The 11,994-nt window shown below is 58.7% G+C and carries 9 protein-coding genes; 7 read left to right on the top strand and 2 right to left on the bottom strand.

Translation table 11 applies throughout. The features are described from left to right. Positions 1-28 precede the first annotated feature (28 nt). A complete protein-coding gene (gene nuoM / locus V6L81_RS11060; protein WP_095003303.1) occupies positions 29-1,561 on the top strand; it encodes an NADH-quinone oxidoreductase subunit M in 1,533 nt (510 codons plus the stop codon). A 7-nt stretch (positions 1,562-1,568) separates the two neighbouring features. Continuing rightward, on the top strand, positions 1,569-3,038 hold the full coding sequence (nuoN, locus tag V6L81_RS11055; RefSeq protein ID WP_095003304.1) for an NADH-quinone oxidoreductase subunit NuoN: 1,470 nt from the start codon (positions 1,569-1,571) through the stop codon (positions 3,036-3,038). 564 nt (positions 3,039-3,602) lie between these two features. Here nuoN and V6L81_RS11050 read toward each other — a convergent pair. Continuing rightward, on the bottom strand, positions 3,603-3,872 hold the full coding sequence (locus tag V6L81_RS11050) for a short-chain dehydrogenase (protein ID WP_095019118.1): 270 nt from the start codon (positions 3,870-3,872) through the stop codon (positions 3,603-3,605). Positions 3,873-4,301: 429 nt separating this feature from the next. Here V6L81_RS11050 and V6L81_RS11045 point away from each other — a divergent pair, with 429 nt between their 5' ends. Then, a complete protein-coding gene (locus V6L81_RS11045) occupies positions 4,302-6,386 on the top strand; it encodes a TonB-dependent receptor domain-containing protein (protein ID WP_307988259.1) in 2,085 nt (694 codons plus the stop codon). Here the strand turns inward: V6L81_RS11045 and V6L81_RS11040 are convergent. Beyond that, positions 6,383-7,465: an AI-2E family transporter gene (locus V6L81_RS11040; RefSeq protein ID WP_095002103.1), complete on the bottom strand. Its 1,083-nt coding sequence runs from the start codon at positions 7,463-7,465 to the stop codon at positions 6,383-6,385. The genes V6L81_RS11045 and V6L81_RS11040 overlap by 4 nt on opposite strands. Positions 7,466-7,611: 146 nt before the next feature. Between V6L81_RS11040 and V6L81_RS11035 the strand changes: the two genes are divergently transcribed. The 4 genes from V6L81_RS11035 to V6L81_RS11020 all read left to right on the top strand — a co-directional run bounded on the left by V6L81_RS11035 (position 7,612) and on the right by V6L81_RS11020 (position 11,944). Next, positions 7,612-8,907, top strand: coding sequence for an OprD family porin (locus V6L81_RS11035; protein WP_095031729.1), 1,296 nt, complete (start codon positions 7,612-7,614; stop codon positions 8,905-8,907). Positions 8,908-9,151: 244 nt separating this feature from the next. Next, positions 9,152-9,979, top strand: a complete 828-nt coding sequence (locus V6L81_RS11030; RefSeq protein WP_095031728.1) for an NAD(P)-dependent oxidoreductase — start codon at positions 9,152-9,154, stop codon at positions 9,977-9,979. A gap of 44 nt (positions 9,980-10,023) precedes the next feature. Continuing rightward, positions 10,024-10,911 (top strand): SMP-30/gluconolactonase/LRE family protein, encoded by an 888-nt coding sequence (locus tag V6L81_RS11025; protein WP_095002106.1) that lies wholly within the window; start codon positions 10,024-10,026, stop codon positions 10,909-10,911. A 49-nt stretch (positions 10,912-10,960) separates the two neighbouring features. After that, on the top strand, positions 10,961-11,944 hold the full coding sequence (locus V6L81_RS11020; RefSeq protein ID WP_095002107.1) for a TRAP transporter substrate-binding protein: 984 nt from the start codon (positions 10,961-10,963) through the stop codon (positions 11,942-11,944). The last annotated feature ends 50 nt before the right edge of the window (positions 11,945-11,994 follow it).

The following is an 11,994-nucleotide window of genomic DNA, read 5'->3' as shown; positions in this document are numbered from 1 at the left end:
CGACTTTGCGAAAGGAATTGAGCCCGTCATGATTCTGCCTTGGCTAATCCTGATCCCCTTTATCGGCGGCCTGCTGTGCTGGCTGGGTGAGCGCTTCGGCTCTACCCTGCCACGCTGGATTGCGTTGCTGACCATGTCCCTTGAGCTTGCCCTCGGCCTTTGGCTGTGGTCCCAGGGGAACTACTCATTTGCACCGGCGCCTGGCGCCGACCCGACCTGGGCCCTTGAGTTCCAGCACACCTGGATTGCCCGCTTCGGTATCAGCGTGCACCTGGCGCTGGACGGCCTGTCGCTGCTGATGATCCTGCTCACCGGCTTGCTCGGTGTGCTGTCGGTGCTGTGTTCGTGGAAAGAAATTCAGCGTCACGTGGGCTTCTTCCACCTGAACCTGATGTGGATCCTGGGCGGTGTGGTTGGCGTGTTCCTCGCCATCGACCTGTTCATGTTCTTCTTCTTCTGGGAAATGATGCTGGTGCCGATGTATTTCCTCATCGCGCTCTGGGGTCATAGCTCGTCGGACGGCAAGAAAACCCGTATCTACGCCGCCACCAAGTTCTTCATCTTCACTCAGGCTTCCGGCCTGATCATGCTGGTGGCGATCCTGGGTCTGGTGCTGGTCAACTTCAACAACACCGGCGTGATTACCTTCAGCTACGCCGAGTTGCTGAAAACCAAGATGTCGCTCACCACCGAGTACATCCTGATGCTGGGCTTCTTCATTGCTTTCGCCGTGAAGCTGCCGGTCGTACCGTTCCACTCCTGGCTGCCGGATGCTCACGCACAGGCACCTACCGCAGGTTCTGTGGACCTGGCCGGTATCCTGTTGAAGACCGCTGCGTATGGTTTGCTGCGTTTCGCCTTGCCGCTGTTCCCGAATGCCTCGGCCGAGTTTGCGCCGATCGCCATGACCCTGGGTCTGATCGGGATTTTCTACGGTGCTTTCCTGGCGTTCGCACAAACCGATATCAAGCGTCTGATCGCGTTCTCCAGCGTTTCCCATATGGGTTTCGTGCTGATCGGTATCTACTCCGGCAGCCAGCTGGCCCTGCAAGGCGCCGTGATCCAGATGTTGGCCCACGGTGTTTCGGCAGCTGCGCTGTTTATCCTCAGCGGCCAGTTGTATGAGCGTCTGCATACCCGTGACATGCGTGAAATGGGTGGTTTGTGGTCCAAGATCGCTTACCTGCCGGCCATTAGCCTGTTCTTCGCGGCGGCGTCCCTGGGCTTGCCGGGCACCGGCAACTTTGTCGGCGAGTTCCTGATCCTGATTGGCTCGTTTGCCAGCTTCCCTTGGGTCACCGCGATCGCCACAACCGGCCTGGTGTTTGGTTCGGTCTACTCGCTGATCATGATTCACCGTGCCTACTTCGGCCCATCCAAATCGGACGATGTACTGGCCGGTATGGATGCACGTGAACTGATCATGGTGCTCGGTCTGGCGGTACTGCTGGTGTTTATCGGCGTGTACCCACAACCGTTCCTCGATACCTCCGCTGCGACCATGCATGGCGTGCAGCAATGGCTCGGCACCGCCTTCACTCAACTCGCTTCGGCCCGGTAAGAGCGCTATGGAATTCACGATCCAACACTTTATCGCGCTTGCTCCACTGCTGATTACCAGCCTCACCGTTGTTGTGGTGATGCTGGCAATCGCGTGGCGCCGCAACCATTCACAGACCTTCCTGCTTTCGGTGGCGGGTCTTAACCTGGCCCTGTTGTCGATCTTCCCGGCGTTGAAAGTTGTTCCACTGGCTGTCACCCCGCTGTTGATGATGGACAACTTCGCCTATCTGTATATCGGCCTGATCCTGGTCGCGACCCTGGCCTGCGTCACCCTGGCGCACGCCTACCTGGGTGAAGGCGGCACGGGCTATCCGGGCAACCGCGAAGAGCTGTACCTGCTGATGCTGCTGGCAGCGACCGGCGGTATTGTGCTGGTCAGCGCGCAACACCTGGCCGGTTTGTTTATCGGTCTGGAACTGCTCTCGGTACCGGTTTACGGCCTCGTGGCCTATGCCTTCTTCAACAAGCGCTCCCTGGAAGCCGGCATCAAGTACATGGTGCTGTCGGCAGCCGGTTCCGCGTTCCTGTTGTTCGGCATGGCCTTGCTGTACGCCGAAGCCGGCAGCTTGAGCTTCAGCGGTATCGGTCACGCCCTGGCGGCCACTGGCGCTCCTAGCGCCATTGCCCAACTGGGCCTGGGCATGATGCTGGTGGGCCTGGCCTTCAAACTGTCGCTGGTGCCTTTCCACCTGTGGACGCCGGACGTATACGAAGGTGCTCCGGCGCCGGTCGCCGCGTTCCTGGCTACCGCGTCGAAAGTTGCCGTGTTTGCCGTGATGGTGCGTCTGTTCCAGATCACCCCATCGGCAACCACCGGTGTGATGAGCGATGTCCTGACCGTGATCGCGATTGCCTCGATCCTGTTCGGTAACCTGCTGGCCCTGACCCAGAACAACCTCAAGCGTCTGCTGGGTTACTCGTCCATCGCTCACTTTGGCTACCTGCTGATCGCCCTGGTGGCGAGCAAAGGCATGGCCATGGAAGCCATCGGCGTGTACCTGATCACCTATGTGCTGACCAGCCTGGGTGCATTCGGTGTGATCACGTTGATGTCCTCGCCGTACAAAGGTCGTGACGCCGACGCACTGTACGAGTACCGCGGCCTGTTCTGGCGTCGTCCGTACCTGACTGCGGTGATGACCGTGATGATGCTGTCGCTGGCGGGTATCCCGCTGACCGCCGGCTTTATCGGCAAGTTCTACATCATTGCCACCGGTGTTGAAGCTCACCAATGGTGGCTGGTGGGTTCCCTGATCCTGGGTAGCGCCATTGGCGTGTTCTACTACCTGCGTGTGATGGTGACCCTGTACCTGGTCGAGCCGAAACTGCATCGCCACGATGCACCGCTGAACTGGGAACAGAAAGCGGGCGGCGTGATGCTGCTGGCGGTCTCGGTACTGGTGTTCTTCCTGGGTGTCTACCCGCAGCCGATGCTGCAGCTGGTGCAACAGGCAACCCTGGGCCTGGTTGGCTAAGCGTTAGCGGCTGTACCCAAAACCCCGTGGAGGCCTGGCCTTCACGGGGTTTTTTGTTGCACCACAAATCATGTGGAAGTTGTAAATACTCAGGATTTCTATGCGACGCTAAACCTGTGGGAGCTGGCTTGCCTGCGATGCAGACGGCATGGTCTGGCAGGCTAAGCGCGCCGATGCCATCGCGAGCAAGCCCGCTCCCACAGAGGGGATGTGCGGGGCTCGCAGACCTCGCCGCCAAACAGGCCGGCCGGTCGGCCGCCTCGCGGTGCAGTGCTTTTGATCTGCCAGCCCTCCCGGGAGGCCGAGAGGAGGTTCTGTGGAGTGGGTCTCCCGGCATGGATGCCGGGAGAGCCGCGATGGGCCATGGATGGCCCGTGGCGGCGTGCCCACGGAGCAGAGCCGGAGCGAGGGAACCTGAGCGAAGCGAAGGCCGTACGATGGGGCGAGGACTTTTTGGTTCCTTTTTGGTCCTTCAAAAAGGGACTCGCCGTAAGGGCGAAACCACTATTTAAGTTAGACACAAATGCCGGATATGTACTCAACGTATCAGTTAAACAAACACGATCAAGCGGGCCGCAAGCGCCAGCCCAGCACATCGAGCAGGTCACAACCATCGCGCAGCAATTGCGCTGAAACCGTAGCCAGATGTTTGAGATCAACCGAATCGGCCTGCTGCACTTCGCGGCTGGAGAACGATTCCATCAGTTGAGTTACAGCCAGAACGCGGGCGACTGCGTTGGCATGGAGCACATCGAGGGGGACGTTGCGATCGATCAGCAAGGCGGGGATGGTGCAGTCAATGGCTGTTAACGGGATATACGGTGAATTCGTCATAAGAAAGTCTCTTAAAGTTGGATTTAGCCATCCATTTTTGTCGCCAAACAAAAAAGGTGGCCGCTGTACGTGGGTTGGCGAACCGGTAACTTTAAGAAAACCCGGCAGACCCGAAGATCTCCCACGTACAACTGCCATAAAACATTTCGAGCAAATTACACGCTCAACCGTAAATAGCAATTATGTACTTATTTAAAGTTACTGCGGATCGCCAATCCCGGTCGCCTTATCGGCGAGCACCCACTATAGGCCCCGCATCAGACCTCCAGCAATTGCCAAACCTGTGCGATAAATCCCGAAAAAGCGTGAGCTTGCAGCTTCGCGAGCAGGCTCGCTCCCACAACTGGATTGCAACCGTGACAGTTGCGAGTGATTCCGGGCTTGTATAGGCTGGCGCGCCGCCCGCCCATCGATCTGGAAGCTCCATTAATGCGATCCGTGTTCTCCTCGCTTTTACCTTTGGCACTCCTCAGTGCCACCCCCGCCTACGGCAGTGCCCTGGAACTGGGTGAGGTGCAGGTACGCAGCGAAGAAAGCAGCGAACTGGAAGCCGCCCAGAACGCACTCAATGAAGTGCCCGGCGCCAGCAACCTGATCAATATGGCCCGCGTCGAAAACGGTCGCACCGCCAGCAATGCCGATGTACTGGCCTACCAGCCAGGGGTCTACGCGCAATCGGCGGGCAATGACGGGGCCAAGGTCTCGGTGCGTGGCTCGGGTATCAACCGCGCCCCTAGCGCCCACGGCTCGGGGCTGTATGTCATGTTCGACGGCCTGCCCCTGACCGGCCCCGGCGGTACGCCCTACGAACTGTTCGAACCGCTATGGTTGAGCCGCGCCGAAGTGCTGCGCGGCGCCAATGGCTTCGACACCGGCTCGCTGGCCCTGGGCGGCTCGATCAACTACGTCACCCACACCGGCTACGACGCCGCGCCATTGCAGGTGCGTTATGAAACGGGCAGCTATGGCTATCAGAAACGCCAGATCAGCTCCGGGCAGGTGCTGGGAGATCTGGACTACTATGTCGCCCTGACCGACTCAGACACCGACGGCTATCAACACCATACCGCTGGCAGCAGCAAAGGCATCGCAGCCAATGTCGGTTATCGCTTCAGTCCACAACTGGAAACCCGCTTCTACCTGCGCTATCGCGAAACCGATAACGAACTGGCCGGGCGCGTGACCAAAGACAATATCAAGCATCACCCCCGCGCAGCCAACCCGGCCTATGTGGCAGGGGACTACAGCCGCCCGCAACCCGGCAGTACCTGGCTGGGCAACAAGACCACGATGTACCTGGATGACGATTCGCAGCTGGAAGTGGGCCTGGTCTATCACGACTACCCGATGGATCTGCGAGAAGGCCCTAACCGCTTGAAAGTTGCCTATACCGATGTCAGCGGCACGCTCAACTACAAGCGCCGCGACACCCTGTTCGGCCTCGAAAGCAACACCACCGTGGGCCTGCGCAACACCAAGCATTTGCCTAACAGCGGTGCGTCGGAATTTGTACGTATTTCGACTATATACCCGGTCGGCACCAAGACTCGTGACTTCAGCTACCAAGGCTCAGACACCGTGTTGCACGCCAGCAATGACCTTGAGCTGATCCCCGATCTGTGGCTGACCACCGGTATGGCGTTGATCTACACCCGCCGCGAAAGTGATGTGAGCTACCCCGAGAGCGGCGGCAAGGTCAGCCAGCATGATTGGGACTACGCACCCCGTGTTGGCCTGCGCTACGAGTTCAACCCGAGCCTGCAGGTGTACGGCAACCTGAGCCGCTCGGTCGAACCACCGCACCCTTGGTCGATGATCTGGAGTTCGCCGTACCGCTTCAAAGACAGCGGCCCCGCAACAGATCGTCAAAGCACACCGATAGCCATGCAAAATCAGACGGCTACAACGCTGGAGCTGGGCACACGTGGCGAGTCATGGGTAGGTAAATGGGATCTGGCCTGGTATTACTCGGCTGTACGCCATGAGTTACTGACCGTGGAGATCGAGTCACCCATCGTCGGTGAATACAACGCCAGCCCAACCGTGCACCAAGGCATCGAAGCCGGGCTCAACAGTCTGCTGTGGGAAGGGAGAGCCGCAGGCAAGGTATCTCTGCGCCAGGCCTACACCTTCAGCGACTTCCATTACCGTGACGACGAGCGCTTTGGCGACAACAAGTTGCCGGGGATCCCGCAACACTACTACCAGGCCGAAGTACGCTATGACCATCCGCAGGGCTTCTATGCCGGGGTGAACACCCAGGTTGCCTCACGCATGGCGGTGGATTACGCCAACTCGTATTACACCTCGTCCTATATGCTTTGGGGCGCAACCCTGGGCTACAACGCCCCCAAGCAGGACTGGCAAGCCTGGCTCGACCTGCGCAACCTGAGTGGCGAGCGCTATGCCGCTACGGTTACGCCAGGGTATGACGACAAGGGACTGGACGCCGCGCGCTCCACCCCCGGTGAAGGCAGGGGCGCCTACGTGGGGGTTTCCTACAGCTTCCGTTAATCGCCGGACGGGATATCGGCTGGCAACCGCACCTTGCGCCGGGTGCCACTGAACAGGCCCCAGCTGGACAGGAACAGGGCGGCAATCAATGGCCCGATCACAAAGCCATTGAGGCCGAAGATCGCCATGCCGCCCAGGGTCGAGATCAAAATCAGGAAGTCCGGCATTTTCGTGTCCTTGCCCACCAGGATGGGGCGCAGCACGTTGTCCACCATGCCGATCACAAAGACCCCATACAGCGCCAGCACCACACCCTGCCAGACCGAGCCGGTCACTACGAAGTAAACCGCGACCGGTGCCCAGACGATGCCGGCACCCACGGCGGGCAACAGCGACAGGAACATCATCAGCACCGCCCAGAACAGCGCGCTGTGGATGCCCAACACCCAGAAAATCACCCCGCCCAATGCCCCCTGGGTAATGGCCACCGCCAGGTTGCCCTTGACCGAGGCCCGGACCACACGGCGCAATTTGAGCTGCAACAGACGTTTTTGCTGTTCGGCAAGCGGTACCGCGTTGCGGATGGTGCGCACCATTTGCTGGCCATCACGAATAAAGAAGTACAGCAGGTACAGCATGATGAAAAAGCTCACCACCAGATCAAAGGTGCTCTGACCAAAGCTGAACACCTGGGTGGCAAAAAACTGGCTGCCTTCGAGTGCACCCTTGGATACTTTCTCGCTCAGCCCGTCGATATTGCCCATGCCGAAACGGTCAAGCCAGTCCTGGGCGGTGGCCGGCAGGATATCCTTGAACTGCATGACATAGCTGGCGACGTTGATTCTGCCGCTTTCAACATCCTTGTAGAGCGTTGCCACTTCCTGCACCAGCAAGGTCGTGGTGATGATGACCGGAATGATCGCGATCACCGTACAGGCCCCCAGCGTGGTAAAAGTTGCCAGGTTGCGTCGGCCTTTTAGCTTGAGTAGCAGCTTGCGTTGCAGGGGTGCAAACAGAATCCCCAGGGCAACAGCCCAAAAAATCGCGCCATAAAACGGCAATAAAATCCAGATGAATGCAATTGTGACCAAGGCCAGCAACAGGAGCAGGGTTTTACGTTGCAGACTTGTTTCGTTCATGAGCCATCCATGTCAGTGATGCGAGTAGGAATCTGGTGCACGCAGTGTAGCCGCTGACATTGACAACTCCCTAGACAGTCTGTAAATAATCTGCCTGGTTGTACGACGACAGATAACAAAAATAATAATACTCAGGAGCTCTACGGATGATCACACCTACCTGTGCCCCCTCCCTGTTCACTTGCTCAAGAACCTCCCGTGGTACCCGCTCGCTGGTGTTGCTGGGCCTTGGCAGCATGGGTCTGGCGCTGCCCGTCAGCGGTATGGCCGAAGGCTTTATCGATGACACCAAGGCTACATTGAACCTGCGCAACGCCTACATCAACCGCAACTATACCAACCCTGACTACCCGCAAAGCAAGGCCGAAGAGTGGACGCAAAACTTCATTCTCGACGTCAAGTCCGGCTATACCCAGGGCACTGTCGGTTTCGGAGTGGATGTACTGGGGCTTTACTCGCAAAAACTCGACGGCGGCAAGGGCACGGTCGGTACTCAACTGTTACCGACCCACAGCGATGGTGAGCCCGCCGATAACTTTGGTCGTTTGGGTGTTGCGGCCAAGGCCAAAATCTCCAATACGGAACTGAAAATCGGCGAGTGGATGCCGGTGCTGCCGATCCTGCGCTCGGACGATGGCCGCTCCTTGCCGCAAACCTTCCGTGGCGGCCAGATCACTTCAAAAGAAATCGCCGGGCTGAACCTCTACGGTGGCCAGTTCCGCGCCAACAGCCCGCGTAACGACGCAAGCATGGAAGACATGTCGCTCAACGGCAAAGGTGCCTTTACCTCCGATCGCTTCAACTTTGCCGGCGGTGATTACAGCTTCAATGAAAAGCGTACCCAGGTCGGCCTGTGGTATGCCCAGCTGGAAGACATCTACCAGCAGCAATTTTTAAACGTGTTGCACAGCCAACCTGTTGGCGATGTGACGCTGGGCGCAAACCTCGGTTATTTCTGGGGCAAGGAAGACGGTAACAAACTGGCGGGGGACCTGGACAATAGAACCGCCTACGCCCTGCTGTCGGCCAAATACAAGGGCAACACTCTGTATGTGGGCCTGCAGAAAATCAGTGGCGACGATGGCTGGTTCAGGGTCAATGGCACCAGCGGCGGAACCCTGGCCAACGACAGCTACAACTCCAGCTATGACCTGGCCAAGGAGCGCTCCTGGCAAGTGCGTCATGACCTGGATTTCGCGGTGCTCGGCGTCCCCGGCCTGACCATGATGAACCGCTATATCAGTGGCGATAACATCCACACCGGCAGCATCACCGATGGCAAGGAATGGGGCCGCGAATCGGAACTGGCTTACACCGTACAGGCCGGTACGTTCAAGGACCTCAACCTGCGCTGGCGCAATGCGAGTATCCGACGCGACTACAGCACCCACGAATTCGACGAGAACCGCATCTTTATCAGCTATCCGTTGTCGTTGCTGTAAGTCATGTCTGTGCCATCGGGGGGCGCTTGCGACCCTCACCCCTGCCCTCTCCCAAAGGGAGAGGGGGCTGATGCGTGGTGTTACGCAGAACTGCTTTTGCCTTTAGTCCCCTCTCCCTTTGGGAGAGGGTGCTTTTGGTGAATAATCCAGATCACTTGTGCATTGACAACCACCGCAATGACTGTGAATAATCCAACCCAAGTCATACGACAACTGACAATAACAAGTACGACAGGGCCCTTTGATGACAACCACACACACTGTCCAAACCCCCTTCAATCGCCTTCTCCTCACCGGTGCTGCTGGCGGTCTGGGGAAGGTGCTACGCGAAACCCTCAAGCCCTACGCCAGGGTGCTGCGACTTTCAGATATCGCCGCAATGGCTCCCGCTGCCGACAGCCGCGAGGAAGTGCTCATGTGCGACCTTGCCGACAAACAGGCCGTCCACCAGCTGGTTGAAGGGGTAGACGCCATCCTGCACTTTGGCGGTGTCTCGGTGGAGCGCCCGTTCGAAGAGATCCTCGGCCCCAATATCAGCGGCATTTTCCATATCTACGAAGCGGCACGCCGGCATGGCGTCAAACGGGTGATTTTCGCCAGTTCCAACCATGTCATCGGGTTCTACAAACAGGACCAGACCCTGGATGCCCACTCCCCGCGCCGGCCTGACAGTTACTACGGGCTGTCCAAGTCTTATGGCGAAGACATGGCCACCTTCTACTTCGATCGCTATGGCATCGAAACCGTCAGCATCCGCATCGGTTCCTCGTTCCCCGAGCCGCAAAACCGCCGGATGATGAGCACCTGGCTGAGCTTTGCTGACCTTACACAGCTGCTCGAGCGCTCGCTGTACACGCCGGATGTCGGCCACACCGTGGTCTATGGCGCCTCCAACAACCTCAATGTGTGGTGGGACAACCGCTATGCCGCCCACCTGGGTTTTGAGCCCAGGGACACCTCTGAAGTGTTTCGCGACAAGATCGAAGCTCAGCCGATGCCTGCGGCCAATGACCCGAGCATGGTTTACCAGGGCGGTGCCTTCGTGGCTGCCGGCCCGTTTGGCGACGAATAAATACGCCCCTGCCACCAAAACAAGATCACAGAGGTCGAGGCATCATGACAGCTGAACTGATTCTCGATGCACGTAATGCCACCGGCGAAAGCCCGGTCTGGAGCATCGCGGAGCAGGCACTTTACTGGGTGGATATCCCGGCAAAACGCTTGCATCGCTGGAGCCCCGCCGATGGTAAAGAGCACAGTTGGCAAGCCTCGCAAATGCTCGCCTGCATTGCTCAGACAGGTCATGGCAGTTGGATCGCCGCGATGGAAAACGGTCTGTTCGCTATCACCCCTCACGCCGATGGCAGCCTCGACAGTCGTTTGCTGGCCAGCGTGACCCATGCCCTGCCAGGCATGCGCTTCAATGATGGCCGCTGCGACCGCCAGGGCCGCTTCTGGGCGGGCACCATGGTGATGGACATGGCCGCCGGCGCCCCGGTGGGCGCCATGTACCGCTACAACGCAGGCCAGACCGAGCCGCTCAAGGCGCAACTGCAGGGCTTGATCGTGCCCAACGGCCTGGCGTTCAGCCCCGATGGCAAAACCCTGTACCTGTCGGACTCACACCCGGACGTGCAAAAAATCTGGGCTTTTGACTACGACACCGACACGGGTACCCCTCACAACCGTCGCCTGTTTGTGGACATGGGCGAGCACCCGGGTCGCCCCGATGGCGCCGCCGTGGATGCCGAGGGCTGCTACTGGATTTGCGGCAACGATGCCGGGCTGATCCATCGCTTTACCCCGCAAGGCAAGCTCGACCGCTCCCTGACCGTACCCGTGAAAAAACCGGCGATGTGCGCTTTTGGCGGCGCTGATCTGGACACCCTGTTTGTGACCTCGATCCGCCCTGCAGGCGATCTCGCCGACCAGCCGTTGGCAGGAGGCGTGTTTGCCCTCCGCCCCGGGGTCAAGGGCTTGCCGGAGCCACTACTGAATAACTGACAACCGATCCAACACCTTGAAATAACAAAAACAATATTTGGAGTGACCCATGGATTTCAAACGCACCCTGCTGATTGCTGCTCTCCCCCTGGCCTTCTGCCTCTCAGGCGTGGCCCAGGCCGAAATCAAGATCAAGTTCGCCGAGGTTCATCCCACTGGCTATCCGCCGGTGCTGGCCGAACAGGAAATGGGCAAAAAGCTTCAGGAACAGAGCAACGGCGATATTTCTTTCAAGATGTTTGCTGGTGGCGTACTGGGTTCAGAGAAAGAAGTGGTCGAACAATTGCAGTCCGGCGCGGTGCAGATGACCCGGGTCAGCCTCGGCATCCTTGGTCCGGTAGTACCGGAAACCAATGCCTTCAACCTGCCGTTCGTGTTCCGCGACCAGGCCCATATGCGCAAGATCATCGACGGCGAAATCGGCCAGGAGATGCTGGATAAAATCACCAACTCCGACTTCAATATGGTCGCGCTGGCCTGGATGGATGGCGGCACACGCAACCTGTACACAAAAAAACCGGTACGTGAGATTGCCGACCTCAAAGGCATGAAAATCCGCGTACAAGGCAACCCGGTGTTTATCGACACCATCAACGACATGGGCGGTAATGGCATCGCCATGGCCACCGGCGAGATTTTCAGCGCCCTGCAGACCGGCGTGATCGATGGCGCAGAGAACAACCCGCCGACCTTCCTTGAGCACAACCACTACCAGAACGCCAAGTACTTCACCTGGACCGACCACCTGATCCTCCCCGAGCCGATCGTGATCGCCAAGACCACCTGGGCCAAACTCAGCCCCGAGCAACAAGCCCTGGTGCAAAAACTGGCCCGTGAAGCGCAAATGGAAGAGCGAGTGATCTGGGACAAAAAATCCGCGGAGAGCGAAACCAAGCTCAAGACCGCAGGCGTGGAATTCATCACCCTCACCCCGGAGCAGAAAAAAGCCTTCTACGACGCCACCCAGCCGGTTCGCGACAAGTACGGTGCCAACTACAAAGATCTGATCTCGCGCATCGAAGCCGTCCAATAAGCCAGTCCGATAACGCCGCCGCAACGGGCGCAAGCCCGTTTGCCGCGTAG

This window comes from Pseudomonas bubulae, assembly GCF_037023725.1.
In the GTDB taxonomy this organism is placed as follows: Bacteria; Pseudomonadota; Gammaproteobacteria; order Pseudomonadales; family Pseudomonadaceae; genus Aquipseudomonas; species Aquipseudomonas bubulae.
The sequence above is the reverse complement of the archived record's forward strand: the minus strand, read 5'-3'. Positions and strand labels throughout refer to the sequence as shown.

Excerpts from the sequence above, each read along its gene's own strand:
- nuoM (WP_095003303.1), top strand. The coding sequence starts at position 29 with ATGATTCTGCCTTGGCTAATCCTGATCCCCTTTATCGGCGGCCTGCTG.
- nuoN (WP_095003304.1), top strand. The coding sequence starts at position 1,569 with ATGGAATTCACGATCCAACACTTTATCGCGCTTGCTCCACTGCTGATT.
- V6L81_RS11050 (WP_095019118.1), bottom strand. The coding sequence starts at position 3,872 with ATGACGAATTCACCGTATATCCCGTTAACAGCCATTGACTGCACCATC.
- V6L81_RS11045 (WP_307988259.1), top strand. The coding sequence starts at position 4,302 with ATGCGATCCGTGTTCTCCTCGCTTTTACCTTTGGCACTCCTCAGTGCC.
- V6L81_RS11040 (WP_095002103.1), bottom strand. The coding sequence starts at position 7,465 with ATGAACGAAACAAGTCTGCAACGTAAAACCCTGCTCCTGTTGCTGGCC.
- V6L81_RS11035 (WP_095031729.1), top strand. The coding sequence starts at position 7,612 with ATGATCACACCTACCTGTGCCCCCTCCCTGTTCACTTGCTCAAGAACC.
- V6L81_RS11030 (WP_095031728.1), top strand. The coding sequence starts at position 9,152 with ATGACAACCACACACACTGTCCAAACCCCCTTCAATCGCCTTCTCCTC.
- V6L81_RS11025 (WP_095002106.1), top strand. The coding sequence starts at position 10,024 with ATGACAGCTGAACTGATTCTCGATGCACGTAATGCCACCGGCGAAAGC.
- V6L81_RS11020 (WP_095002107.1), top strand. The coding sequence starts at position 10,961 with ATGGATTTCAAACGCACCCTGCTGATTGCTGCTCTCCCCCTGGCCTTC.